At 49.3% G+C, this 25,686-nt stretch carries 21 protein-coding genes and 1 tRNA gene; 14 read left to right on the forward strand and 8 right to left on the reverse strand.

The annotated features are described in order from the left end of the window. Nucleotides 1–51: 51 nt before the first annotated feature. Nucleotides 52–453, reverse strand: a complete 402-nt coding sequence (gene mce, locus FPG75_RS00510) for a methylmalonyl-CoA epimerase (RefSeq protein ID WP_143304542.1) — start codon at nt 451–453, stop codon at nt 52–54. A 52-nt stretch (nt 454–505) separates the two neighbouring features. On the opposite strand from mce, the gene FPG75_RS00515 reads away from it, so the two are divergent. The 7 genes from FPG75_RS00515 to FPG75_RS00545 all read left to right on the forward strand — a co-directional run bounded on the left by FPG75_RS00515 (nt 506) and on the right by FPG75_RS00545 (nt 11,606). Then, nucleotides 506–1,699, forward strand: a complete 1,194-nt coding sequence (locus tag FPG75_RS00515; protein WP_317130731.1) for an IscS subfamily cysteine desulfurase — start codon at nt 506–508, stop codon at nt 1,697–1,699. Nucleotides 1,700–1,753: 54 nt separating this feature from the next. Continuing rightward, nucleotides 1,754–2,494, forward strand: coding sequence for a gliding motility-associated ABC transporter permease subunit GldF (gldF, locus tag FPG75_RS00520; RefSeq protein ID WP_143304543.1), 741 nt, complete (start codon nt 1,754–1,756; stop codon nt 2,492–2,494). 12 nt (nt 2,495–2,506) lie between these two features. After that, on the forward strand, nt 2,507–4,216 hold the full coding sequence (gldG, locus tag FPG75_RS00525) for a gliding motility-associated ABC transporter substrate-binding protein GldG (RefSeq protein WP_143304544.1): 1,710 nt from the start codon (nt 2,507–2,509) through the stop codon (nt 4,214–4,216). A gap of 45 nt (nt 4,217–4,261) precedes the next feature. Further along, the gene (locus FPG75_RS00530) at nt 4,262–5,230 is read left to right on the forward strand and encodes a TerC/Alx family metal homeostasis membrane protein (protein ID WP_236652686.1); all 969 of its coding nucleotides are present in this window, start codon (nt 4,262–4,264) and stop codon (nt 5,228–5,230) included. Nucleotides 5,231–5,291: 61 nt separating this feature from the next. Beyond that, nucleotides 5,292–7,781, forward strand: a complete 2,490-nt coding sequence (locus FPG75_RS00535; protein WP_143304545.1) for a bifunctional UDP-N-acetylmuramoyl-tripeptide:D-alanyl-D-alanine ligase/alanine racemase — start codon at nt 5,292–5,294, stop codon at nt 7,779–7,781. A 61-nt stretch (nt 7,782–7,842) separates the two neighbouring features. Beyond that, a complete protein-coding gene (locus tag FPG75_RS00540; RefSeq protein ID WP_143304546.1) occupies nt 7,843–8,490 on the forward strand; it encodes a lipoprotein signal peptidase in 648 nt (215 codons plus the stop codon). A 248-nt stretch (nt 8,491–8,738) separates the two neighbouring features. Next, a complete protein-coding gene (locus FPG75_RS00545; protein WP_143304547.1) occupies nt 8,739–11,606 on the forward strand; it encodes a TonB-dependent receptor in 2,868 nt (955 codons plus the stop codon). Here FPG75_RS00545 and FPG75_RS00550 read toward each other — a convergent pair. The 5 genes from FPG75_RS00550 to FPG75_RS00570 all read right to left on the reverse strand — a co-directional run bounded on the left by FPG75_RS00550 (nt 11,603) and on the right by FPG75_RS00570 (nt 16,472). After that, nucleotides 11,603–12,589 (reverse strand): 2-hydroxyacid dehydrogenase, encoded by a 987-nt coding sequence (locus FPG75_RS00550; protein ID WP_143304548.1) that lies wholly within the window; start codon nt 12,587–12,589, stop codon nt 11,603–11,605. The two genes, FPG75_RS00545 and FPG75_RS00550, sit on opposite strands and share 4 nt — an antisense overlap. Before the next feature lie 57 nt (nt 12,590–12,646). Continuing rightward, on the reverse strand, nt 12,647–14,047 hold the full coding sequence (gene fumC / locus FPG75_RS00555) for a class II fumarate hydratase (RefSeq protein WP_143304549.1): 1,401 nt from the start codon (nt 14,045–14,047) through the stop codon (nt 12,647–12,649). A 231-nt stretch (nt 14,048–14,278) separates the two neighbouring features. Further along, nucleotides 14,279–15,055 carry an enoyl-CoA hydratase/isomerase family protein gene (locus tag FPG75_RS00560; protein WP_143304550.1) on the reverse strand — a complete coding sequence of 259 codons (777 nt, stop codon included), beginning with the start codon at nt 15,053–15,055 and terminating at the stop codon, nt 14,279–14,281. A gap of 102 nt (nt 15,056–15,157) precedes the next feature. Next, on the reverse strand, nt 15,158–15,967 hold the full coding sequence (locus tag FPG75_RS00565; protein WP_201747860.1) for a hypothetical protein: 810 nt from the start codon (nt 15,965–15,967) through the stop codon (nt 15,158–15,160). Between the two features lie 94 nt (nt 15,968–16,061). Further along, nucleotides 16,062–16,472, reverse strand: coding sequence for a cobalamin B12-binding domain-containing protein (locus FPG75_RS00570; protein ID WP_143304551.1), 411 nt, complete (start codon nt 16,470–16,472; stop codon nt 16,062–16,064). 104 nt (nt 16,473–16,576) lie between these two features. Here FPG75_RS00570 and FPG75_RS00575 point away from each other — a divergent pair, with 104 nt between their 5' ends. Beyond that, nucleotides 16,577–18,241 (forward strand): glutamine--tRNA ligase/YqeY domain fusion protein, encoded by a 1,665-nt coding sequence (locus tag FPG75_RS00575; RefSeq protein ID WP_143304552.1) that lies wholly within the window; start codon nt 16,577–16,579, stop codon nt 18,239–18,241. 134 nt (nt 18,242–18,375) lie between these two features. On the opposite strand, the gene gltX is transcribed toward FPG75_RS00575, so the two are convergent. Continuing rightward, a complete protein-coding gene (gene gltX, locus FPG75_RS00580; protein WP_143304553.1) occupies nt 18,376–19,905 on the reverse strand; it encodes a glutamate--tRNA ligase in 1,530 nt (509 codons plus the stop codon). Nucleotides 19,906–20,044: 139 nt separating this feature from the next. Between gltX and FPG75_RS00585 the strand changes: the two genes are divergently transcribed. Then, nucleotides 20,045–20,668: a polysaccharide deacetylase family protein gene (locus FPG75_RS00585; RefSeq protein WP_143304554.1), complete on the forward strand. Its 624-nt coding sequence runs from the start codon at nt 20,045–20,047 to the stop codon at nt 20,666–20,668. 41 nt (nt 20,669–20,709) lie between these two features. Here FPG75_RS00585 and FPG75_RS00590 read toward each other — a convergent pair whose 3' ends face one another. Beyond that, nucleotides 20,710–21,591 (reverse strand): hypothetical protein, encoded by an 882-nt coding sequence (locus tag FPG75_RS00590; RefSeq protein ID WP_143304555.1) that lies wholly within the window; start codon nt 21,589–21,591, stop codon nt 20,710–20,712. A gap of 86 nt (nt 21,592–21,677) precedes the next feature. Here FPG75_RS00590 and FPG75_RS00595 point away from each other — a divergent pair, with 86 nt between their 5' ends. The 5 genes from FPG75_RS00595 (at nt 21,678) to FPG75_RS00615 (ending at nt 25,629) form a co-directional block, all read left to right on the forward strand. After that, nucleotides 21,678–22,448, forward strand: coding sequence for a TatD family hydrolase (locus FPG75_RS00595; protein ID WP_143304556.1), 771 nt, complete (start codon nt 21,678–21,680; stop codon nt 22,446–22,448). 45 nt (nt 22,449–22,493) lie between these two features. Further along, nucleotides 22,494–23,531: an asparaginase gene (locus tag FPG75_RS00600; protein WP_143304557.1), complete on the forward strand. Its 1,038-nt coding sequence runs from the start codon at nt 22,494–22,496 to the stop codon at nt 23,529–23,531. A 256-nt stretch (nt 23,532–23,787) separates the two neighbouring features. Next, on the forward strand, nt 23,788–24,480 hold the full coding sequence (gene aqpZ / locus FPG75_RS00605) for an aquaporin Z (RefSeq protein ID WP_143304558.1): 693 nt from the start codon (nt 23,788–23,790) through the stop codon (nt 24,478–24,480). Between the two features lie 88 nt (nt 24,481–24,568). Next, a tRNA-Ser gene (locus FPG75_RS00610) sits at nt 24,569–24,655 on the forward strand. 122 nt (nt 24,656–24,777) lie between these two features. Next, nucleotides 24,778–25,629 carry a helix-turn-helix transcriptional regulator gene (locus tag FPG75_RS00615; RefSeq protein WP_143304559.1) on the forward strand — a complete coding sequence of 284 codons (852 nt, stop codon included), beginning with the start codon at nt 24,778–24,780 and terminating at the stop codon, nt 25,627–25,629. Nucleotides 25,630–25,686 lie beyond the last annotated feature (57 nt).

Raw genomic sequence — 25,686 nt, forward strand, 5'->3', positions numbered from 1 at the left:
AATTATAATTATTTAATTTTCAAATATTTAATCAAAAGTAAATAGGTCACATCAGCGTATTTCCTGGCAGATCTCTATTAATACGCCATTGGTGTTTTTGGGATGAAGGAAGCAGATCAGTTTATTATCGGCTCCTTTTTTCGGCGTTTCCTGCAATAGCACAAAGCCTTCGGCCTGCAGGCGTTTCATTTCTGCATGGATATCTTCCACTTCAAAAGCAATATGATGCATGCCTTCGCCTTTTTTGTCGATGAATTTGGCAATGGCGCTTTCCGCGCTGGTGGCTTCCAGCAGCTCTATTTTGGTATCGCCCTGTAAGAAGAAGGCTGTTTCAACGTGTTCACTGGCTACGGCTTCGGTTTTGTAGCAGGGCGTGTTCAGCAGTTTCTCAAACAACGGGATGGAGGTGTCCAGCGATTTTACGGCGATACCGATATGTTCTACTTTGAGCATGTGCGATTATTTTAGTAAGATGACCAGCGCGAATGTCGTAATTTTGTAGCTTATGTTGAAACGCCCTGTTTACCTCGATTACAACGCTACCACGCCCTGCGATCCGCGGGTGGTGGAGGCGATGTTGCCTTTTTTCACGGAAGCTTTTGGTAATGCGGCCAGCCGCCATCATCCTTACGGGTGGGCCGCTGAAGAAGCGGTGGATCAGGCCCGGGAGCAGGTGGCGCAACTCATCGGTGCAGAACCGGGAGAGATCATCTTCACATCCGGCGCTACCGAAGCCGTGAACCTCGCGCTGAAAGGCGTTTTCGAGCTGTATGCCTCCAAAGGTAATCATATCATCACCTCCATACTGGAACACAAAGCGGTGCTCGACACCTGTAAACACCTGGAAAAACTGGGCGCCCGCATCACGTATCTGCCGGTAGACCACGAGGGGCATATTTCGCTGGAAGCGCTGGAAGCCGCCATCACGCCGCAAACCATACTGGTGGCCATCATGTATGCCAACAACGAAACCGGCATCATCAACCCCATTCAAGAGATCAGCGCTATCGCGCATCGCCACCAGCTCATCATGATGAGCGATGCCACCCAGGCAGTGGGGAAAATTCCGGTGCAGGTTAATCACGATGGTATCGACCTGCTGGCGCTGAGCGCCCATAAGCTCTACGGACCGAAAGGCACAGGCGCCCTGTACGTGCGCCGGAAAGGGCCAAGGGTAAGGCTGACAGCCCAGATGGACGGCGGCGGCCATGAGAAAGGTTTCCGCTCCGGCACCCTCAATGTGCCTGGTATTGTAGGTCTTGGCAAAGCGGCAGCACTTTGCGCCGGGGAAATGACCGCCGACGCAAACCGCCTCTCTGCTCTGAGAAACCAGCTGGAAGCCGCTTTGCTGCAAATAGAAGCTACCAACGTAAACGGCTCAACGAAACAGCGTCTGCCACATGTAACCAATATCTCCTTCGACTATACCGAAAGCCAGACCCTGCTCATGAGCATCAACAAAGATATTGCCGTGTCTTCCGGGTCGGCCTGTACATCGGCCTCAATGGAGCCCAGTTACGTGCTCAAAGCCATGGGCTTGCCGGACCATCTGGCCCATGCCGCGCTGCGCTTCAGTTTGGGCCGCTTCACAACCAGCGAAGAGATCCGCTTTGTCATAGATCATATCACCAGCGCCGTTGCCGCCCTCCGGGCGGTAAGTCCGCTCTGGCAGCTGCATAAAGACGCTACCACGGAATAGTTGTTGGTAAACCGATATCCTCTTATATATTTGCATTCTTACTAATTACTATTCATGCTAGCCATCTTTAAGAAAGAGATAAACCAATTCTTCAGCAGTGTAACGGGCTATGTGGCCATTATCCTGTTTTTGCTGGCAAACGGACTATTCCTGTTCGTATTCCCTGATACCAGTTTGCTGGATACCGGCTATGCTAACCTGGACCCGCTCTTCGACCTGGCGCCACTCATCTACCTGCTGCTCATCCCGGCCATCACCATGCGCAGCTTCGCCGATGAATTTAAAACCGGCACCATGGAACTGCTCAGCACCAAGCCGCTCAGCGGATGGCAGATTGTAACGGGCAAGTTCTTCGGCAGCTTGTTGATCGTAGTTATCTCTCTCTTGCCTACCGTTATCTATTATATCGCTATCAGGCAGCTGAGCATAAACCCGCAGCAGCTGGACAATGGCGGCATCCTGGGCTCGTATACCGGCCTTTTCCTGCTGGGAGCGGCCTTTACGGCCACGGGCATCTGGTCCTCGTCGCTCACCTCCAATGCCATGGTAGCCTTCCTCATCGCGGTATTCACCTGTTTTATTTTTTACAACGGCTTTGATGCCCTGAGCAAAATACCTGCCTTCACCGGCGGCGCCGATTACTACCTGCAAATGGCAGGTATCAAATTTCACTATCAGTCCATCAGCCGCGGAGTGATCGACAGCCGCGACGTGGTGTACTTTGTGAGCCTCACCGGCCTGATGCTCTATCTCACCAAATTATCGCTACAAAGAAAACTCTGGCAAAACGGATAAGCGGAATATCTAATGGGAACGACTATACGAAAAAAATATATTCAACGTGCGCTGGCAGTGGTACTGTTGCTCACCGCCATCAACATAGGAGCGGCCTACTTTCATGGCCGTTGGGACCTCACCGCCGAAAAGAGATACACCCTCACCGCCAATACCCGGCAGATGCTGCGCCAGCTGGACAGTCCCGTGGAAATAGAAGTGTTCCTGAAAGGCGACTACCCCGCTACCTTCCGGCAGCTGGCCCAGGCCACACAAGAGCTGCTGGACGAATTCCGGGAGTATGGCAAACAGCACATCCGCTATACCTTCGTGAATCCCGGCCTGGGCCTCTCTGATTCTGCCCGCATGAAATTCCTCGGTGAGCTCACCGCACAAGGTATCATGCCCTTCAACATGAAAGTCCAGCAAGACGCCAATGACAGCTACTCCGAGAAGTTGATCTTCCCCGGCGCCCTCGTACATTATAAAGGCAAAACCATTGGAGTGAACCTCCTGAAGAACCAGGGCGGGCAAGACCCGATGCAGACCATGAGCAATTCCGAAGCCCTGCTCGAATACCAGTTTGCCAATGCTATCAGCAAGTTGAGGGAAGATAAAAAGCCGCTCGTAGGCTATATGTTGGGCAATGGTGAATCGCTGGGCATTGAAGTATATGACGCCCTCAACACCCTGCAAAGCAATTACGGCCTCGATACCGTTACCCTGCAAAGCGCCCGCTACATCCCGCAGGATTTCAGCGTGCTGCTCTTCGCCAAGCCCTCTGCGGCTTTCAGCGATGAGGACAAGCTCAAGATAGATCAGTACATCATGAATGGCGGCAAGGTGCTGTGGTTCATCGATGAAACCAGCGCCTCTATGGACAGTTTGCAAAAACATAATGAGTTCCTGGCTTTCGACCGGGGGCTGAACCTGGAGGACCTGCTGTTCCGTTATGGCGTGCGCATCAACCAGGACCTGATACAGGACCTGCAATGCGATATGGTGCCGCTGATCGTAGGAAGCGCCGGCAACCGCCCGCAGATGCAGGCCGTGCCTTTCCCTTATTTCCCGCTGCTGACGCCTACTGGCGCGCACCCTATTGTAAAAAATATGGATATGGTGCTGAGCCATTTTGTGAGCTCTATTGATACCATCAAGAATGATGCGGTGAAGAAGACGATCCTGCTCACCTCTTCCGCGCATAGCCGTACCGTGCGGATACCGGCGCAGATCAGCTGGGAGAGCGTAAAAGTGCAGCCCAATCCGCGTGAATACCGCCAACATTCGCTGCCAGCTGCGGTTTTGCTCGAAGGTAATTTTACCTCCCTCTTCCGGAACCGCCTCGATGCCAATACCATTAATGCGCTGCAACAGGCCACAGGCAAGCCTTTCAAAGCCAATACTGATCACGCTACCAAAATGATCGTAGTGAGCGATGGCGACCTGATCGCCAATGCGGTATCCCGCAAGGAGGGGCCGCTGCAAATGGGCATCAATGAATTTAATACCGGCCTTTCCTTTGCCAACAAGGAATTCATGCTCAACTGCCTCGAATACCTCACAGGCAAAAATGGCATTATGGAAAGCCGTAATAAAGAGCTCACCCTCCGCCTGCTCGATGGAGAAAAAGTAAAACAGGAAAAAACAAAATGGCAGGTGATCTGTTTCCTGGCGCCCGTAGGGATGATCCTGCTCTTTGCGATGATATTTCTTTTTGTAAGGCAACGCAAATATGCGGAGTAGCCCGCGAAGCGGGTCCCCGCGTACTTTGCGGGAAACCCGTTATCTTTGCCATTCACTAAAAAAGAAGCCATCTACATGACACCCACTCAGTGGACCTATCTCATCTTTGGAATTGTGATAGTTCTTGCGCTGATCTTCGACCTTGGACTACTCAGCAAAAAGAACCAGCAGGTAACCATCCAAAAGGCATTGATCCAAACTTCTTTCTGGGTGGGGCTTTCCTTGCTTTTCTTCGGATTTATCTGGTTTGAAGATGGCGCAAATACGGCGGTGAGTTATCTGAGCGCCTATCTCATGGAATGGTCCTTGTCTATCGATAATATATTTGTATTTATTCTGATCTTCGGTTTCTTTAAAGTTAAAGAGGCGAATTATGCCCGTGTGCTGCTCATCGGGATACTTATGGCGATTATTTTCCGCGCCATATTTATCAGCGTTGGCGTAGTTTTGATCCACCGTTTTGAATGGATTTTATATATCTTCGGTGTGTTCCTGGTATATACCGGTATCAAAATGTTCACTGCCAAAGAGGAAGATGAGTTCAAACCTGAAGAAAATGTGGCGTACCGGTTCATGAACAAGTATCTTCGTATTACCATGGAAGAGCCGAAAGGGCGCTTCACCATCAAAAAACATAAGAAGGTTTATTTCACCTCGCTCGCAATAGTGGTGGTGATGTTGGCCGTAACAGATATTATATTTGCCCTGGATTCCATACCCGCCGTTTTCGCCATATCTCAACAACCACTGGTGGTGTATACATCCAATATTTTTGCCGTATTGGGGCTGAGATCATTGTTCTTCCTGCTGAGAGGGGCGGTCGACAAATTTGATTATCTCCCCCAGGGAATAGCCATCGTGCTTGTTTTCATAGGACTTAAAATGCTGGCAGAGTATTTCATTCATATTCCCGTGTACGTATCGCTGATCGTGATCGTGCTATGCCTCGGAGGTTCCATTCTTTATTCACTCTATCATCAGAAGAAAGAATTGCCGGAAGAACAAGTGAAGTAAAATAACAGTTGCACGAAAAACGTTTTGTGGCTGTTAAGTGAATTATTCAAACTGATAAAACGTGTATAACGCAGCAAGTATCAACAAGATCCTGAAGGGAGAATTGTTGCAGGAGACCGGATTTTCTGACATTGAGCACCTCTTATTGGATAGCCGGAAACTCATCTTTCCGGAAACCTCATTGTTCATCGCTTTAGTGAGTTCGCGACGGAATGCCCACCAGTACATCGAAGAGCTGTACCGCAAAGGTGTCAGCAACTTTGTAGTGAGTGAACAGGTGCCGCTGGAAAAATATCCCAAAGCCAATTTCATTTTCGTAAAGGATACCATGCATGCGCTGCATGCGCTGGTAGCCTCGCACCGTCAGCAGTTCCAGATACCGGTGGTAGGTATCACCGGCAGCAATGGAAAAACCATCGTGAAAGAATGGTTGTACCAGTTGCTGGAGAAGGATTACAACATTGTTCGCAGTCCTAAGAGTTATAACTCGCAGATCGGTGTGCCGCTGTCTGTATGGCAGATGCAGCCCGAACACAACCTTGCCATCTTTGAAGCGGGTATCTCGCAACCTGGCGAAATGCTGAACCTGGAAAAGATCATCCGTCCCACCATCGGCATCTTCACCAATATCGGCGAAGCGCACAGCGAAGGCTTTCTCAACATCCGGCAGAAGATCAACGAAAAGCTCGTGCTCTTCACCAAAAGCGATATCCTTATTTACAGCAAGGATTATCTCGCGTTGAATGAATGCGTATTGTCTTTTCACAATCAGCTTGGAGAAGAAGGGCCGGAATTGTTTGCCTGGTCGAGGAAAACAGATGCCGACCTGCGTATCATCAGTGTAGACAAGAACGATAACCATACCCGTATCGATGCGCTCTATAAACAAGAGCCGCTGCATATCCGTATTCCCTTTACAGACGAGGGTTCTATCGAGAATGCGATCCACTGCTGGGCCCTGATGTTATACCTCGGCAAAGAACAGGAAGTGATACAACAGCGCATGGACCTGCTCAGCAATATCGCGATGCGGCTGGAGCTGAAGCAGGGCATCAACAACAGCTCGGTGATCAACGACAGTTACAACCTCGATCTTGGCTCGCTCACCATCGCACTGGATTTCCTGCAACAACAGCAGCAGCACCAGGTGCGCACCGTGATACTCAGCGATATCCTGCAAAGCGGCAAGAGCGATGCCACCCTGTATGAAGAAGTAGCCGACCTGCTGCAAAAGAAAAATATCAATAAGCTGATTGCTATCGGCAAGAATATCAGCAGGGAGAAGAAAAGTTTTCAACAGGTAGAAGGATTGAAATCGCAGTTCTTCAACACCACGGATGAATACATCCAACAGTTCAATGCAGATGATTTCCATTACGAGACGATACTCGTGAAAGGCGCGCGTGTATTTGAGTTTGAGCGGATCGGCAAATTGCTGGAACAGAAAGCGCATCAGACCATACTGGAAATAAATCTCACGGCCATTTCGCAAAATGTGAAATTGTATCAGTCCATGCTCAAGCCCAACACCAAGCTGATGGCGATGGTGAAGGCATTTTCATATGGCAGCGGCAGTTTTGAAATTGCCAACCTGCTGCAATTTCACGGGGTGGACTATCTCGCCGTGGCCTATGCGGATGAAGGCGTGGAGTTGAGACGGGCCGGCATTACCATGCCCATCATGGTGATGAATCCCGAGCCTGCCAGCTTCGACGCTATTCTGCACTGGCACCTGGAGCCTGAGATCTATTCGATGGGCGTGCTGATGCAGTTCCTCGAAGAGGTGGTAGCGGCGGGCAAAACGGAGTTTCCCATTCACATCAAGCTGGATACCGGTATGCATCGCCTGGGCTTCGTGAAGAAAGACCTGCCGGAACTGGCGCAGGTGCTCACTTCCGGGGCATCGCTGAAAGTGCAGTCTATTTTTAGTCACCTTGCTGCGAGTGAAGATCCTGCCAAAGATGCGCTTACACAGCAGCAGGGACGCTTATTTTACGATATGAGCCACGAGTTGCAAAAGGCGCTGGGCTATGCAGTGATCCGTCATATCGATAACAGCGCCGGTATTACCCGCCATCCCGATCTGCAACTGGATATGGTGCGGCTGGGCATCGGGATGTATGGCATTGATAGCAGCAAGGATATGCAATCGCAGCTGAAGAATGTGAGCACTTTGAAAACGACCATTGCGCAGCTGAAGCAGCTGGAACCCGGTGATACCGTGGGTTATGGCGCTACCTGGGCCGCCACTGTACCCTCTGTGACCGCCACTGTGCGCATCGGCTATGCCGATGGCTACCCGCGGCGCCTCAGTAATGGCAAGGGCAAAATGCTGATACGTGGCAAACTGGCGCCGGTAGTAGGCGTGGTAGCCATGGATATGCTCATGCTCGACGTTACCCATATTCCTGATGTAGCCGAAGGCGATGAAGTGATCGTATTCGGCGCCGACCTGCCCGTAGAGCAGCTCGCAGCCTGGGCGGAGACCATCCCATATGAAATATTAACAGGAATTTCACAGCGGGTGAAAAGGGTATATTATCAGGAATAATGATATTGCAGGTTTCAGTCTTTGAAATAATCTATTATTTTTGACAAAATTCTAATATCAGTTGAAATATCGTCACGTCGTTTTTATCGTTATCCTTATCCTGGCTATTGACCAGGCGCTGAAGTTCTGGATCAAGACTCACATGTTCATGCAGCAGGAATACGTCATTTTCCCTAACTGGTTCCGCATACATTTCATTGAAAACGAAGGAATGGCCTATGGCCTGAAATTCGGAGGCGACTTCGGAAAGATCTTCCTGACGCTCTTCCGGCTGGCAGCCGTGGTAGCAGGTTTCTTTTATATGAAGAAGCTGGTACGTGAAAAGTATAGCACCGGCCTGCTGGTATGTGGTTCGCTGATACTGGCCGGCGCCGCGGGAAACCTGATCGACAGTATGTTCTATGGCCTGATCTTCAACGACAGTATCGGATACGAAGTAGCGCAGTTCCTGCCCGCAGGCGGCGGCTACGGCAGCTTCCTGCATGGCCGCGTGGTGGATATGCTTTATTTCCCTATCTACGAGGGCTACCTGCCTAAATGGGTGCCATTCAAAGGCGGCGATTATTTCGTGTTCTTCCGCCCCGTATTCAACGTGGCTGATGCAGCTATTTCAACTGGCGTAATCGCGATTTTACTTTTCCAGAAACGTTTCTTCGGCAAACATATGCATCCCGCTACAGAAGCCATAGCAAAGGATCACGTAGCGTAATGATATCTTCTTATAAAAAAGGCGGCCACAATTATTGTGGCCGCCTTTTTTATGCCTGTTGATCAGTTTTTTAAATAAAAAAGCCCAAAACCTTTGAAAAACTAAATACCCGTTTTATATTTGTCTACTAATTCTATAGACTATTATGACTATTATCAACACAACCAATTATCATATATGCCGATGTTGAGGCCCGGCATGGCTTTCCGTTCCCCTTTGACAATCATTTACTAACAAGCACACACACTATGCAAAAGTTTTTACCTATACTGGTCAGGTACCTGGTACTATCGCTGGTACTCGTTCCAACCATTGTACAGGCGCAACTCAATGGTTCGTATATCATTGAAGGAAAAATCACGGATGATCGCGGTGCAGGCCTCCCGGGCGCCACCGTTCAGATAAAGAATACTTCATTTGGCACGCAAACCGAGCCTGATGGCCGTTTTCAGCTTACTACCAATGTCAAGTTCCCTTTCCGGCTCGTGATACGCCTGCTGGGCTACCAACCACAGGAGTTTGAAGTGAAGAACAGCAACAGCAAACTGGCAATACAGTTATACACCCAATCGCTGCTCGTGAATGAAGTGGTCGTTTCCGCCTCCCGCCAGCAGGAGCGCCTGTTGCGGTCGCCGGTCACCATCGAAAAGCTTGATATCCGGGCCTTGAAAGAAACGCCCTCTTCTACCTTCTACGATGCACTCGGTAACCTGAAAGGCGTACAAATGACGACCGCTGGTCTTACCTTCAAAGTATTCAATACCCGCGGTTTCAACGTACCCAACAATTTCCGTTTTATGCAATTGGTAGATGGCGTGGATAACCAGGCTGCTACCCTGGGCGTGCCGCTGGGCAATGCGATCGGCCCTACCGAACTGGATATCTCCAGCGTAGAAGTGACGCCCGGCGCGTCTTCCGCCCTCTATGGCATGAACGCGATCAATGGCATGTCTAACCTCACTACTAAAAATCCGTTTGAATACCAGGGCGTGAGCGTGTACCAGAAACTCGCCTTCAACCATTTCGATGGAAAAGGCAGCAGCCCCAAACCTATCACGGAAACGGCTATACGTTATGCGCAGGCCTATTCAAAATGGTTTGCCTGGAAGATCAACTTTTCCTATATGGAAGGTACCGACTGGTATGCCGACAGTCATAACGACTTTAACCCGCAAAGCAAGGCCAATCCTGACTTTCCACAACTCAGCGGCGCCGACAATATCGCCAACGATGCCTGGAACAAATATGCGGACCAGGGGAATTTACAGATCATCGATAAAGATGGACGCGCCTACAACGTGCATCGCACGGGCTATTGGGAGAAAGACCTGGTTGGCGACTACAAAGTACGCAATACCAAAGTAGACGGATCGCTCAATTTCCGCCTGCCGCATAAAATGGAATTGTCCTACTCCTACCGCTATGGCCTGATGGATGGCTTCTTTCAGCGCGGTAACCGTATCGGGCTGAAAAATGTATCGGTGCAAAATCACAAGATCGAATTGATACATCCCGACTTTACCCTCCGATCTTATGTATCCATTGAAAATACCGGCGATTCCTATAACATGAATCCGCTGGCGGATAATCTCGAAAAATCATTCAAATCAGACAAGAACTGGCAGAAAGATTATACCACTGCCCTCAATAACGCGCTCACCAACGGCGCCGACCTGGTAGCTGCACACCGCGCTGCGCGCGCCTTTGCAGATGCAGGACGATTTACGCCCGGAACCGCCGCCTTCGACGCACAGGTGGCGAAGATCAAAAGTGTGAACGACTGGGACATCTATCCCACATCAAAAAATCCGAATAACACCACCGGCGGCGCCGCATTATTGCAGATGAGCCGTTTCTATCACACCGAAGGCACCTGGAACCTGCGCAAATACATCCACTTCGCGGATGTGCTGGTAGGTGCAGACTACCGCACTTATGAGATCATTCCGGATGGTAATAACTTCGTAGACTTCTCCCTGCCGGCCGATAAACGCAATCAACCCGGCGGAAAGCACATCTGGTACGGCAAAGCAGGCGGATTTGTGCAGGTAGGCAAAACATTTTTCCATGATGCGCTCAAGCTCACCGGCTCTTTGCGCTATGATAAAAATGAACAGTTCGACGGAAAGATCAACCCGCGCATCGCGGCAGTGTATACTGTTAATGATAAACATAATTTCCGTTTGTCGTGGCAGAACGGTTTCCGCTTCCCCTCCTTGTTCGAGGCTTATTCCTTTGTTAACAATGGCCAGGTGCGGCGTGTAGGCGGGCTTGCCTTTATCGAACAGGGACTGGGTTATTTCAAAAACTCTTTTCTTACCAGCAGTGTAGATGCTTTCGGTGTGGCGGTCAACAAAACCATCAACGCGGAACATATCAGTAAAGACGCCGCTGCCGCGAAAAATGCCGGCGTGCTCAAAGTCGCCAATCTCGACCCGATCGTACCGGAAGAGATACATTCCTTTGAAGGCGGCTACAAGGCTGCTTTGCTCAGCAACCGTTTGTTCATAGATGTAGATGGATATTACAGCGCTTATAAACATTTTATCGGGCAGATAGAAGCCGTGGTGCCACAAAGCGGCAATGTGAACAACCCTGATCAATCGGTGCTGAACCAGATGCTCGACAAGAGCCTGCAAAACCGCTACCGTGTATGGACTAACAGTAAATCCACGGTAAACAACTATGGCTTTGCAGTAGCCGTTACTTACGATATCTATAAAACATTCACCGTAAGCGGTAACGCTAACTATAATAAACTGGTGCAGGATAAGACAAAAGACGATGCATTGATCCCTGGTTTCAATACGCCGGAATGGTTTACCAACCTGAGTTTCGGCAACCGCGCCGTCTTGCCTAACCTGGGCTTTAATGTGGTATGGCACTGGCAACAAAAATTCTACTGGCAAAACCTCTTCGGTAATGGCGATGTACCTGCATATAACACCGTTGATGCACAGATCACCTACCGGGTGCCGAAGATTAAAACGGCTTTCAAGATTGGCGCTTCCAACCTGTTCAATACGGAATACTTCCAGTATGTGGGCGGCCCTACCATTCGCGGGCTATATTATTTCACCATCACGTATGATAACGTATTCAAGAAAAAATATTAGAGTGCGTTTACCAGCGGCTCGCCTTTTTCAAAGCTGCTGATGTTCTGTAAGGTGGTGTTAGCAATTTGCGTCAGGGCTTCTTTGGTAAAGAAGCCCTGATGTGCTGTTACGAGCACATTAGGGAAAGTGGTGAGGCGCGACAGCACATCATCCTGGATGATGGTGCCGGAGAAATTCTGGAAGAAGAGCTGTTCTTCCTGTTCATATACATCGATACCCAATGCGCCGATATGGCCGTTTTTAAGCGCTTCCACAACGGCTTTGGTATCTATCAATCCACCGCGGCTGGTGTTGATGAGCATTACGCCGGGTTTCATTTGTGCAATGGAATGCCCGTTGATCAGGTGTCGCGTGTCTTCATTGAGCGGGCAATGCAGGGAGATAATATCGGAAGAAGACAAGATCGTTTCCCGGGAAACGTAAGTCGCGCCTGCTTTTACAAGGCCCTCATGAGGATAGAGGTCATGTGCGAGTACCTGGCAGCCGAATCCCAGCATGATGCGGCAGAATACCGCCCCGATATTGCCCGTACCGATCACGCCTACGGTTTTGCCATACAGGTCAAAGCCTTCCAGACCGCTGAGCGTGAAATTATTATCACGTACACGGTTATACGATTTATAGATTTTCCTGTTGAGGGCAAGTATTAAAGTGATGGCATGTTCTGCTACGGCATGCGGTGAATAGGCGGGTACGCGCACTACTTTGATACCCAGGCTGGCGGCGGCTTTGAGGTCAACGTTGTTAAAGCCGGCGCAACGCAATGCAAGTAAGGAAATACCTTTCTCTTTCAACAGGCCAAGTACATGTGCATCAGCTTTATCATTTACAAACACACATACTGCCTGCTCCTGTTTGATGAGTGCCGTATTATCTTCATTCAGCGGGTACTCCAGGAAGCGCAGGCGGTGATGGAAACTTTCATTGGCAGCGGTAAAATATGCTTTGTCGTAAGGCTGTGTGCTGAAGAAAAGTATATCCATATCCGTTATATATACATTCATTGACGGGCGCGTAGCCCGTCAATGAATGATAAAGGTTTATTTAATGTCGCCCACCATGTGTGCCGGAACCACCCATTCATCAAATTCAGCAGGGGTTACATAACCCAGTTTCACTGCCATTTCTTTGAGGGTAGTACCTTCTTTGTGCGCTTTCTGCGCGATCTCTGCTGCTTTGTAGTAGCCGATCTTGGTGTTAAGCGCGGTAACGAGCATGAGAGAGTTGTCTACATGTTTTTTGATATTGGCTTCGATTGGTTCGATGCCTTCAGCGCATTTATCGTTGAAGCTTACGCAGCCATCGCCGATAAGGCGTGCGGAGTGCAGGAAGTTGTAGATCATTACGGGTTTGAACACGTTGAGTTCAAAGTGGCCGGTAGCGCCGCCGATATTGATGGCTACGTCGTTGCCGAGTACCTGTGCGGCGATCATGGTGAGGGCTTCGCACTGGGTCGGGTTCACTTTACCTGGCATGATGGAGGAGCCGGGCTCGTTATCCGGGATGTGGATTTCGCCGATGCCGGCGCGTGGGCCGGAGCTGAGCATACGGATATCGTTAGCGATCTTCATCAGGCTTACGGCTACTGTTTTGAGTGCGCCGTGTGCTTCTACGATGGCGTCGTGGGCTGCCAGCGCTTCAAATTTGTTTTCCGCAGTGATGAAGGGCAGGCTGGTCAGCTGGGCAATATTTTTAGCTACATTTTCAGCGTAGCCTTTTGGCGTGTTGATACCGGTACCTACCGCAGTGCCGCCGAGGGCCAGTTCTGAGAGATGTGGCAGGGTGTTGTTAATGGCTCTGAGACCATGATCCAGCTGGGATACATAGCCGCTGATCTCCTGGCCCAGTGTGAGCGGCGTGGCATCCATGAAGTGGGTGCGGCCGATCTTTACGATATTTTTGAAGGCTTCCGCTTTTTTCGCCAGTGTATCGCGCAGTTTTTTGATACCGGGGATAGTGGTTTCCACAAGTATTTTGTATGCCGCGATATGCATGGCGGTGGGGAAAGTATCGTTGGAAGACTGTGATTTGTTCACGTCATCGTTGGGATGCAGTATCTTGTCTTTGTCGGTCAGCTGGCCGCCGTGGAGCACATGTGCGCGGTAGGCGATCACTTCATTCACGTTCATGTTAGACTGGGTACCGGAACCGGTTTGCCATACTACCAGTGGAAATTCGTTGTCCAGCTTGCCTTCCAGGATCTCGTCGCATACGCGGCCAATGAGGTCGCTTTTTTCCTGTGGCAGCACGCCGGCCTGCAGGTTGGTTAAAGCTGCGGCCTTTTTCAGGTAAGCAAAAGCCTTGATGATCTCTTTAGGCATTTTGTTAATATCCTGGGCAATTTTGAAATTTTCAATGGAGCGCTGTGTTTGAGCGCCATAGTAGGCATTTACAGGCACTTTCACCTCGCCCATCGTGTCTTTCTCTATTCTGAATTCCATAGCTTATGACTTTTTATGAGGCTACAAAAATAGGTAATTCCGCGAAGGTTGTCTTTGCTCAGGATTATTTTGATTGAAAGGATTACCAGGATTTTTTTACAGGATTTTTAAAGATTAAAAAAGATTTTCGAGTTGATCTTCATGAATCCTTTTTTAATCTTTAAAAATCTTGTAAAAAAATCCTGGTAATCCTTTCAATCAAAATAATCCTGAGCAAAGACAACCTTCGCATTATTCTCCTTTGAAATTTGCCTGTCGCTTTTCAACAAATGCTTTGGCGCCTTCCTGTAGGTCTTTGGTGGCGAAGCAGGCGGCAAATTCTTTTATTTCGGTATCGTAGCCGTCGATGTCCTTATCGAGGGCGGCGTGGGCGCATTTGATTACGCGGCTGATGGCCAGGGGGGCTTTGGCGTGTATCTTTTGCAGGAGACTTTTAGCTTTCGGGAGCAGTTCGGCGAGCGGCACTACATGGTTAACGAGGCCCCAGGAGAGCGCTTCGGAGGCATTGAGCATATCGCCGGTCATCATCAGTTCGAGGGCTTTGCCTTTGCCTATCAGCTGTGTGAGGCGCTGGGTGCCGCCATAGCCGGGGATCAGGCCCAGGTTTACTTCTGGCTGTCCGAATTTCGCGTTTTCACTCGCCAGCCTGAAATGACAGGCCATGGCCAGTTCGCAGCCACCGCCCAACGCAAAGCCGTTGATAGCGGCGATGATGGGCTTGGGGCAGTTCTCGATACGCTGAAAGATCACGTGGCCTTTCTTGGCCAGCTCCTCGCCCTGCTTGGGCGTCAGCGTCAGGAACTCTGAAATATCGGCGCCCGCTACGAATGCTTTTTCGCCAGCTCCCGTAATGATAGCGCTTTTGATGTCGTGGTTGCCATACACTTCGTCTACTGCCAGCGCCAGTTCCGCCATCACCAGTTGATTGAGGGCGTTCATCTTGTCCGGTCTGTTGATCGTGATCACCAGGATATTATTCTCGAGTTGAGTGCTTAATGTCTGATACATGAGCCACAGGTTTTAGTTTTCAATATTAAGCAATAGCTGATAATAAAAAATCCCGGAACAAAATATTTGCTCCGGGATCTGCTGGATAACGTTTCTGATACCTCAATAGTTCACCTCTATCTCTGCTTTACCGCTCTTCATGCGCATGTAATGGCGTTTCTTGCGCACTTTGAAGTATTCGATGCCGTTGAAATTGTAACTAAGGGTAACAAACACGAGGTTGGCTTCCATATTTTTATAGGGATAAACGGTGTTTCCCTTGTCGGTAGTTTTAAAATCTTTGTTGAAGAAGTTCTGCGGGTAGTACTGTACTTTCAGTCCAAACCCTGGATGCACGCGGGCGCCGGCGAAGAAGGAAGGCATCAGCAGCGGGGTACGGTCGCTGAACCATTCATTGAATTTGTGCACTTTCTTGCCATCTACAAACTGTTTTTCTTTGTAGTTGAACGCCAGGTCGCATTCGGCGCCGGCGAAGAAGAAGATGCTGCCGCCGCTCAGGTCACCGATCTTGAAGCCCAGTGGTATACCGAGGGTGTATACACGCTGTTTCAGTTTTAGGGAGTCGGTCGGCTTGGAGATCAGCCCTATATTCTTGATGTTCAGGCCGGTGAAGATGCCGAAATTCTTCGAGAAATCTTTGTTGAAATTGGTGCCGATGTTGAAGAAAAGGCTGAAGCGCGGGATGTTGCGTACATGCTCGTCGTTGTTTTTCATGGAGGCGAACGACAGCAGGGCGCCTTCGCCGCCATGCGTTACGTATATGCGTTCCCGGTGTTTGGGATACCTGCCAAAGATGATACTGAACTTGGCATCACGTTTATCCGTTTCCGTGGAGTCTTTTTTCTCCTGGCTAAAAGCTACCGTGCTGGCTGTCAGCAGCAACAGGAGTACAGGGTATAACTTGCATTTCATACACAGGTAATTGAGTTTTTTAGGTTTGGCGGATTGCTATTTCTAACTCAAGACGACCCAAAAAATGAAATGTTACGGAGAAACGGAAAATTTTCTAAAAATTTCTGTGACTGGCCACCCAGGTGGTGATGTACTCGGAAATATCTTTGGTATGGGTGCCGGGAGGGAACAGTTTACCCACTCCCATTTCCTGTAGTTCCTGCATATCGGCATCGGGGATGATACCGCCGCCGGTGAGCAGTACGTCGTTCATGCCTTTTTCTTTCATCAATGCAATGATACGGGGGAATACGGTCATATGCGCCCCGGAGAGGATACTCACGCCGATGGCGTCCACATCTTCCTGTAAGGCAGCATTGACCACCATTTCAGGGGTTTGCCGCAAGCCTGTATAGATCACTTCCATGCCGGCATCGCGCAGGGCGGCGGCGATCACTTTAGCACCTCTGTCATGGCCATCCAGGCCCACTTTAGCCACCAACACACGAACAGGACGATTTAACATACCACTATCAATTAGGGCAATAAAGATAAGGATTTGCGGGAGAAGATCGGCGCACGCCCATCTTCTCCCGCAAATCCTTACATTTGCAGACACATAAAAATATTATGAGCGAAGAAAGATCCCTCAACTTTATAGAACAGATCATAGAAGAAGACCTGGCGAATGGCGTTAACAACGGCCGTGTGCTTACCCGCTTCCCGCCAGAACCTAATGGCTACCTGCATATCGGCCATGCAAAGTCTATTTGTCTCAACTTCGGCCTGGCACAGAAATACAATGGTAAAACCAATCTCCGTTTCGATGATACCAATCCTGTAACGGAAGATACTGAATATGTAGAGTCCATCAAGGCCGATATCCGCTGGCTCGGCTTTGAATGGGAGAAAGAACTGTACGCCTCCGATTATTTCGAACAACTGTACCAGTTCGCTGTACAACTTATCCAGCAAGGACTCGCCTATGTGGAAGATGCTTCCGCAGAGGAGATCGCCGCCATGAAAGGCACGCCCACCACTCCCGGCACCAACAGCCCCTGCAGAAGCCGTTCGGTGGAAGAGAACCTCGACCTCTTCGAACGCATGCGCAAAGGAGAATTCAAAGATGGCGAGAAAACGCTGAGAGCCAAGATAGATATGGCTGCGCCCAATATGCACATGCGCGATCCGCTCATGTACCGCATCAAACATGCGCATCATCACCGTACCGGCGATAAATGGTGCATCTACCCGATGTACGACTTCGCCCACGGACAAAGCGACAGCATCGAAAATATCACCCACTCCATCTGTACGCTGGAGTTCATCCCGCATCGCCCGCTGTACGACTGGTTCATCAAGGAACTGAATATCTTCCCCAGCCATCAGTACGAGTTTGCGCGCCTCAACCTCAACTATACGGTGATGAGTAAACGAAAACTCAAACAACTCGTAGGGGAAGGCCATGTACGCGGATGGGATGATCCCCGTATGCCCACGATCAGTGGTCTGCGCCGCCGCGGCTACACCGCCGCCAGCATCCGCAACCTCTGCGACCGTGTAGGCGTACAGAAACGCGACAACATGATCGAATACAGCCTGCTCGAATTCTGCATCCGCGAAGAGCTGAATAAAACCGCTAACCGCGTGATGGCCGTACTCGACCCGGTGAAACTCGTGCTCACCAACTATCCGGAAGGACAAGTAGAACAGCTCACCGCCGAAAATAACCCGGAAGACCCGGCATCCGGTACACGCACGCTGCCTTTCAGCCGCACGCTGTACATCGAAAGGGAAGACTTTATGGAGAACCCTCCCAAAAAGTTCTTCCGCCTCGGGCCCGGACTGGTAGTGCGTTTGAAGAATGCTTATATCATCAAAGGAGAAAGTGTAGAGAAGGATGCAGCTGGTAATATCACTACCATCTATGCGAGCTATTTGCCGGAAAGCAAAAGTGGCGGCGATACCAGTGGCCTCAATGTGAAAGGCACCATCCACTGGGTAAGCGCTGAACATGCTGCCACAGCGGAAGTGCGGGTATACGACCGTCTTTTCAACGTAGAGAATCCGAATGCGGAAGATGCCGACTTCAAAACCTTCATCAATCCCGACTCCTTACAGGTCATCGAAAAAGCCTATGTAGAACCAGGACTGCTGAACGCCCAACCCGGCGACCGTTTCCAGTTCCTGCGTAAAGGCTACTTCGTAGTAGACCAGGACTCCACCCCAGGCAAGATCGTCTTCAACCGCACAGTAACCCTGAAAGACGCCTGGGCAAAAGAGATAAAGAAATAAATAATTACGGATTACGAATTAAGAATTACGGATTTGTGGGGAAGATATTCGCGAAGAAGCCCTTGGAGCACTTTGAGAGCTTCTTCGCGAATATCTTCCCCACAAATCCGTAATTCTTAATTCGTAATCCGTAATTATTTAAATGCTTCTAATCCATTTGTAATGCGCTGACGGGTTTCTTCCATTCCCAGCGTAGCGGCGATATCAAATACCGGGGGGCCGAATTTGCCACCGGTGAGCATGATGCGGAACGGTAGTTGCAATTCACCCATCTTGATATTTTTTTCAGCAGCCAGTGCTTTGAAAGCGGCTTCCAGTGCGGCTGCAGAGGTGTCGCTGGTGGTAGCCAGCTGGGCAGACCATGCTTCAAAGAAAGCAGCTTTGTCTGCATTCCATTTAGGTTTCACGGCAGCTTCGTCGTAGCTCGCAGGGCGCTGGAAGAAGAAGAAACCATGTTCCCATACATCATTGACAAAGTAGCAGCGTTCTTTTACGAGGCTGGCCACGGTGGCTACATAGGCTGGATCGGCCTGCAGGCCTTTCTCTGTCAGTACAGGCTGGAAAAGGGCCGCCAGTGTTTGATCGTCTTTATGCAGCAGGTATTGGTGGTTGAACCATTTTGCTTTTTCGTAATCGAACTTGGCGCCGGCTTTATGAACGCGGTCCATGGAGAACTTTTGTATCAGTTCATCCAGTGAGAATATTTCCTGTGCGGTGCCGTCGTTCCAGCCGAGCATCGCCAGCATGTTGATGAAGGCTTCCGGCAGGAATCCGAGTTCACGGAAACCTTTGGTGAATTCGTTGGTGCGTGGGTCGGTCCAGTTCATGGCATACACGGGGAAGCCGAGGCGGTCGCCATCGCGCTTGCTCAGTTTGCCGTGGCCGTCGGGTTTGAGGATCAGCGGCAGGTGCGCCCACTGCGGCATGTGCGCTTCCCAGCCCAGGTATTTCCAGAGCATGATATGCACGGGCGCTGAAGGGAGCCACTCTTCGCCACGGAAGGCGTGCGTGATCTTCATCAGGTAATCATCTACCACTACGGCAAGATGATAAGTGGGCATACCATCTGCTTTCAGCAGTACTTTATCATCAGACTGTGAAGTGTTGAAAGTAACTTCACCGCGAACCATATCTGTAAAGGTGAGCGTTTCATCTGCGGGCATGTTGATACGGATCACATGCGCTGTATTCTTTGCCAGCAGCTCCTGTACTTCCGCATCGCTCATGGTGAGGGAGTTGCGCATTTGTTTGCGCACGATGTGGTTGTATTGCGGAGATGGATTTTCCGGTGTTTTCAGACGTTCGCGCATGCTTTCCAGCTCTTCAGGCGTATCGAAAGCGTAGTAGGCATATCCTTTTTTTACCAGCTCTTCTGCATATTGGCGATAGAGCGGCTTGCGTTCGCTCTGGCGGTAAGGCGCGTAGGGGCCGCCCAGTTCGGGGCTTTCATCAGGCGTGAGGCCGCACCAGCGAAGGCATTCATTGATGTATTCCTCTGCGCCAGGTACATAGCGGGTCTGGTCTGTATCTTCTATACGCAGCACAAATTCACCACCGTGCTGCTTTGCAAATAAGTAGTTGAACAATACCGTGCGTACGCCGCCGAGGTGCAGGCCACCAGTAGGACTTGGCGCAAAACGCACTCTTACTTTCCTGTTATCCATAGGCAGCAAAGTTAAGGGTTTAGCGCTTAGCTTTCCCGCATGGCTGTGAAGCGCATTAAAATTTTTTAATACCGCGGAGAGACGGGCTACATTGAGTATCTTGCACTGATAGCGAACAGCAAAAAGCTCCTTGTGTACCATGTTCTATCTTACCAAAACACCTGGCATCCTGAAAATGCTTTACAGCAGCTGCATCTGGAGCCTTTCCTCCTCCAATGCAGTATATCTTACTTTCGATGATGGCCCGCATCCGGAAGCTACTCCGTTTGTGCTGGCACAACTCAAAAAGTACGATGCTAAAGCTACTTTCTTTTGTATCGGGAAAAATGTGGTGGAACATCCTGAGATCTATCAACAGATATTGGAAGAAGGACATGCGGTGGGGAATCATACACATAATCATCTCAATGGCTGGAAAACCCCTACAGACAAGTACCTGGAGAATGTGCAACAAGCGGCTGCCTATATTGATTCCAGGTTATTCAGACCGCCCTATGGCAGGATAAATCCTTTCCAGATCAGGATGATCAAGAAGACGATACCGGGTGCGAAGATCATTATGTGGGATGTGCTGAGTGCGGATTTTGATCCGGATATCAATGGAGAAGCCTGTGTGCAGAATGTCGTGTTCAAGATGAAACCCGGCTCCATTATTGTGTTTCACGACAGTACCAAGGCCTGGGAGCGGCTGTCGTACGCGTTGCCGCGGGTATTGGAATATTGCCGCAAGCAGCAGCTGGAAATGAAAGCAATTACTTTTTGATAATGAGAAGAGCGGCTGGAGGCCGCTCTTCTCATTATGATCTATCTTATTACAATATCTTTCTGTTTATCTCCGATCTTGATCGTTGCGATAGAATCGCAGGTGCCATTACCATAGTCGATGGTAGCAATCACTTTATTGTATTCTATTTTCAGCACGCCTTTGCTGATCCATTTGCAGCTGAACGCTTTTTCCAGTGGCGTTGGCGTAGAGATGTTGGCTACGCTGCTGTCTTTGTAAGTGATGGTGGCAGTGCCGTCTACGCTGAAAACATCGTCAGAAGGGTTCAGCGGTGTGGCGCCGCCGGCGATCTGTTTCACGTTTTTGATGCTGGTATAGGCAACGGTGGTGGAGTCGTTGAGCTTTACCAGGCCGCCATTTACGGCTGTCGTATATTGGATACCGTTAGGGCTTTTGTAGCTCACGTTGCTGAATGTTACGGTGCCTTCCACGGGGATGCCGTTCACTTTATAGTTGTTGAGCACTACTTTCACGGAGCTGTTAGGCGCAAACAGCGGTGCGCTGAAAGTGGCTACCAGCTTGCCGCTGCGGATGGTGCCCATATTGTCGCTGCAGGAAGTGCCGAAGTCGATCGTTACGGTTTTAGGCCAGGTGAGCGGTGAGGTGATATCCAGCAGGGTGCTGGGGCAGGATACCAGCGCCATGGAATTGTCGGCCTTACGTGCGTGTGCGCTATCCAGTCCTTCGTTGGTGCTGACCATAGAAACAGAGGAGTAGATGTCGCCATAGATGCCATTCACCTGTGTTTCGTGCGTGGCTACCACGGCGGTGCGGTTATCGTTCTGATCAGAACCTGCTGCATCAGAATTGTTTTCTTTCTTGCAGGCAAAGAAAAGTGCTGTCAGGGCCACACAACTGATAGTGTATGCCAGCACACGATTGGTACTGAAATAGCTTTTCATAGATGTATAGTTTTTTTATTAGGTTTTTCAGGATGTACCTTTGTGAGCCATAAAGATAATATTAAAATATAATAAAAAAAATTATTATGCTTTGGATAGATACCCACGCACATCTGTATTCTGAAGAATTTCAATCTGACAGAACAGAGATGGTGGCAAGGGCATTTGCGGCGGGGGTAGAAAAGATATTCCTGCCGAATATAGACGAGGACTCGATTGCGGGCATGCTGGCGCTGGAAGCGGCTTATCCGGATAAGTTATATGCGATGATGGGCATCCATCCCTGCTATGTGAAGGAGGATGTGGAGCCGCAGCTGGAGCTGGTGAAAGCCTGGCTGCAACAGCGTCCGTTCAAAGCGATCGGCGAAATAGGGCTGGACTTTTACTGGGACAAATCCCTGCTGAGCCAGCAGTACCGCGCCTTTCAGGAGCAGCTGATGCTGGCGAGGGAATATCAGTTGCCTGTAGCCATCCACAGCCGGGAGTCCACACGGGAATGCATAAACGAAGTAAAGGCATTGCAGAACGGACAGCTCAGTGGCGTTTTCCATTGCTTCTCCGGCACATTGGAGGAAGCGAAAGAGATCATCGATCTTGGCTTCTACCTGGGCATTGGCGGCGTGGTCACTTTCAAGAAATCGGGGCTTGATCAGATCGTGTCCGCTATTGACCTGCAACATATCGTACTGGAGACCGATGCGCCTTACCTGGCGCCGGTGCCTTATCGCGGTAAAAGGAACGAAAGCGCCTACCTGCCGCTGGCAGGCGAAAAGGTGGCAGATATAAAAAATCTAAAAATAGAAGAGGTAGCCGCCATAACAAGCAGCAATGCGCTCAAATTATTCAAAACGCTCTAACCTTTTAGTGGATACCTTTGCTGGCAATTGGCAGTACTAGCAACAATGAGTAAAATTCTGATTATTTACACGGGCGGAACAGTAGGCATGATCTATGACGACAAGACCAAAGCCCTTCGCCCGATTGGGTTTAACGAGATAAGGAACAATTTGCCGGAGCTTTACCGGATGGGCATCGACTTCTACGTATATGCGTTCAACCCGCCTATTGACTCATCAGATATGCAGCCGGAGATCTGGGTGGAACTGGCCAGTATCATTGAAGACCGCTACGATCGTTACGATGGTTTCGTGATATTGCATGGTTCCGATACGATGGCCTTCACGGCATCTGCCCTCAGCTTCATGCTGGAAAATCTCTCCAAACCCGTGATCCTGACCGGCTCCCAGCTGCCCATCGGCAAAATCAGGACCGACGCTAAAGAGAATATCATCACCGCCATGGAGATCGCCTGCAGCAAACACAATGGCAGCGATACGGCCCTGGTGCCGGAAGTATGTATCTACTTCGACTTCTCCCTCTTCCGCGGCAACCGCGCCAAAAAATATAATGCGGAAAAGTTCGAGGCGTTCTATACCATGAACTATCCGCAGCTGGCCGAAGCGGGCATCGATATCAAATACAAAACACAGTTCATACTGCCGCCTCCCACGCAAGCTTTGAAGGTGCATAAAGAACTGGAAACAAATATCACCGTGCTCAAATTATTCCCCGGCATCACCAGAAGGGCCGTGGAAGCCACTTTGAGCATACCCGGCCTGAAAGGTGTGATACTGGAAACTTTCGGCTCGGGCAACACCAATACCCAGCCCTGGTTTATTGAAAGCATCCGGAAAGTGGTGGATGCCGGCGCCATTGTAGTAGATATCACGCAATGTGATGGTGGCTCCGTGGAGCTGGGAAAATATGAAACCAGCCAGCACCTCATCGATATGGGAGTAGTCAGCGGCCACGACATGACCTTTGAGGCCGCCGTCACCAAACTGATGTTCGTACTGGGCCAGGGGCTCAGCTTTGAAGATAGCAAACGCCTTATAGAAACGCCGCTCCGAGGCGAATTGACCCCAATAGAGACCTACTAAGAATTTGGGAATTTACGGATTTACGGATGTGAGAATTTATGGATTTATGGATGTGAGAATTTGTCAATAATAAATTCTCACATCCATAAATCCATAAATCCATAAATCCGTAAATCCGTAAATCCATAAATCCATAAATCCATAAATTCTTAAATCCGTAAATTCTTAAATTTTGCGTTATATTTATGTAGATGTATAAACTGTTACCCCTCATACCTGAAAGAGCTAAATCCATTCACCACAAAAAACGATTACTATGACTAATTCGTTATCTCAAAAGTGCATTGCAGAATTTTTCGGAACACTGGTTTTGGTTTTGATGGGCTGCGGAAGTGCAGTATTGGCGGGCGGCCATGTGGGCTTCCTGGGTATTGCCTTTGCGTTTGGTTTATCAGTACTGGCTATGGTGTATGCAGTCGGACATATTTCCGGTTGTCATATCAACCCGGCTATTACCATCTCCATGCTGGCTCATGGCAAGATCTCCGGTAAGGATGCCGGCGCGTACATTGTATCGCAGATCGCCGGCGCTATCGTGGGAGCAGCTATCCTGTTCTTTATTGCACAGGGCAAGGGTGACTATAGTATTGCAGCGAATGGCCTTGGCGCCAACGGTGTGGCTGATGGTTCCCCTGATCACTATTCATTGGTGAGCGGCCTCGTGGCGGAAATCGTATTCACGGCTATCTTCCTGGTAGTGGTACATGGCGCTACCAGCAAAAACAATGGCAACGGCGGTTTCGCCGGGGTAGCAATTGGTCTGGCGCTTACGCTGATCCACATTGTAGGTATTCCGGTTACTGGCGTATCTGTGAACCCTGCACGCAGTATCGGTCCGGCCTTGTTTGTAGGCGGCGCTGCATTGGCCAACCTCTGGGTGTTCATCGTAGGACCCATTATCGGCGGGCTTATTGGCGGCTTCATCTGGAAGCTCTATGACAAAAACTAAAAAAGTCTTGGAAATATTAGACAAAAGGTTATCTTTGCAACCCTGAAACAGAAAATCAACCTCTCTGTTTCTTTGTAAAGATAATCACGGAGAAGTGCAGGAGTGGTTGAACTGGCACGCCTGGAAAGTGTGTAAACTCGAAAGGGTTTCAAGGGTTCGAATCCCTTCTTCTCCGCAAGCTTTAAACGAATGTCCTGCCGCAAGGCGGGGCATTTTGTTTTTAAGGCGTGATGGAGCTTGCTCCCGGCAACAGCGCATCTCTCCCCATATTCCCCGGATAATTACTAATTTGCATTTATGATCCTGAACACGCTGCCTGATAGCGCAAAATATAGCAATGGCCACACGAAACTTGCTAAAAATGCAGTCATCATTGCAGATACACTGGATGGCTATTTTTATCCGGAACATCCAACGCCGTATTTGTTCGTCACTAATTTTCGAAACAAAGGCAGATATGTGGTTAATCAACGGTCTGTTGAAGTATCAGACCGGCATTTCTATTTTCTGAATGCGAATGATCAGCTCGAAATTAATTTCCCCAAAGCTACTGCACTGAAGACTATTCTTATTCTTTTTGAAACACAGTTCATCCGTGATAGTTTCCATTATCTGCAAAATAGTGAGGAGAATTTGCTGGCGACGCCCGAAGCCGCGATGGATAAGGAAATCATCTTCCCTGACGTGCCATTTGATTTAAACGATACCATTTATAAAATCCTTCTTGGTTTAGCGGATCAACAAGAAGATGCGCTTTTTGATTTGATCGCTGCTGTGAAGTTGCAACGTGATCAGACACAAAAATGTATCAGGGCACTGAAGGCGGTAAAACGTTCTACTAGAGAAGAATTATATCGCCGCCTGATATTGGCTAGAGATTTTATGAACGACAATGTAATGGAAAATATAAGCATAGCGGAGATCGCACAACAGGCATGTCTTAATAAATTCCATTTTCTGTCTAACTTCCGCGATGTTTTTGACATCACTCCGCATCAGTATTTTACGGAGTTGAAATTGCAAAAAGCCCTTGCGTTGCTGAAAGATAAATCTGTTTCGGAAACATGCTTCCAGCTTGGCTTTGAGAGCCCTGCTTCTTTCAGTCTACTGTTCAGGAAAAGATTTGGGTTCCCACCCTCTCAGGCATAATTCCCAATTTTCGATAAGTGCGACTATCCCATTAATATTTTCTTTATAAAAAATTTA

Origin of the sequence: Chitinophaga vietnamensis, from assembly GCF_902167635.1 — a bacterium.
GTDB lineage: Bacteria > Bacteroidota > Bacteroidia > Chitinophagales > Chitinophagaceae > Chitinophaga > Chitinophaga vietnamensis.

Bases quoted from the DNA above. Each gene is read 5' to 3' on its own strand.
- mce (WP_143304542.1), bottom strand. From the start codon at position 453: ATGCTCAAAGTAGAACATATCGGTATCGCCGTAAAATCGCTGGACACC.
- FPG75_RS00515 (WP_317130731.1), top strand. From the start codon at position 506: ATGTTGAAACGCCCTGTTTACCTCGATTACAACGCTACCACGCCCTGC.
- gldF (WP_143304543.1), top strand. From the start codon at position 1,754: ATGCTAGCCATCTTTAAGAAAGAGATAAACCAATTCTTCAGCAGTGTA.
- gldG (WP_143304544.1), top strand. From the start codon at position 2,507: ATGGGAACGACTATACGAAAAAAATATATTCAACGTGCGCTGGCAGTG.
- FPG75_RS00545 (WP_143304547.1), top strand. From the start codon at position 8,739: ATGCAAAAGTTTTTACCTATACTGGTCAGGTACCTGGTACTATCGCTG.
- FPG75_RS00550 (WP_143304548.1), bottom strand. From the start codon at position 12,589: ATGGATATACTTTTCTTCAGCACACAGCCTTACGACAAAGCATATTTT.
- fumC (WP_143304549.1), bottom strand. From the start codon at position 14,047: ATGGAATTCAGAATAGAGAAAGACACGATGGGCGAGGTGAAAGTGCCT.
- FPG75_RS00560 (WP_143304550.1), bottom strand. From the start codon at position 15,055: ATGTATCAGACATTAAGCACTCAACTCGAGAATAATATCCTGGTGATC.
- FPG75_RS00565 (WP_201747860.1), bottom strand. From the start codon at position 15,967: ATGAAATGCAAGTTATACCCTGTACTCCTGTTGCTGCTGACAGCCAGC.
- FPG75_RS00570 (WP_143304551.1), bottom strand. From the start codon at position 16,472: ATGTTAAATCGTCCTGTTCGTGTGTTGGTGGCTAAAGTGGGCCTGGAT.
- FPG75_RS00575 (WP_143304552.1), top strand. From the start codon at position 16,577: ATGAGCGAAGAAAGATCCCTCAACTTTATAGAACAGATCATAGAAGAA.
- gltX (WP_143304553.1), bottom strand. From the start codon at position 19,905: ATGGATAACAGGAAAGTAAGAGTGCGTTTTGCGCCAAGTCCTACTGGT.
- FPG75_RS00585 (WP_143304554.1), top strand. From the start codon at position 20,045: ATGTTCTATCTTACCAAAACACCTGGCATCCTGAAAATGCTTTACAGC.
- FPG75_RS00590 (WP_143304555.1), bottom strand. From the start codon at position 21,591: ATGAAAAGCTATTTCAGTACCAATCGTGTGCTGGCATACACTATCAGT.
- FPG75_RS00595 (WP_143304556.1), top strand. From the start codon at position 21,678: ATGCTTTGGATAGATACCCACGCACATCTGTATTCTGAAGAATTTCAA.
- FPG75_RS00600 (WP_143304557.1), top strand. From the start codon at position 22,494: ATGAGTAAAATTCTGATTATTTACACGGGCGGAACAGTAGGCATGATC.
- aqpZ (WP_143304558.1), top strand. From the start codon at position 23,788: ATGACTAATTCGTTATCTCAAAAGTGCATTGCAGAATTTTTCGGAACA.
- FPG75_RS00615 (WP_143304559.1), top strand. From the start codon at position 24,778: ATGATCCTGAACACGCTGCCTGATAGCGCAAAATATAGCAATGGCCAC.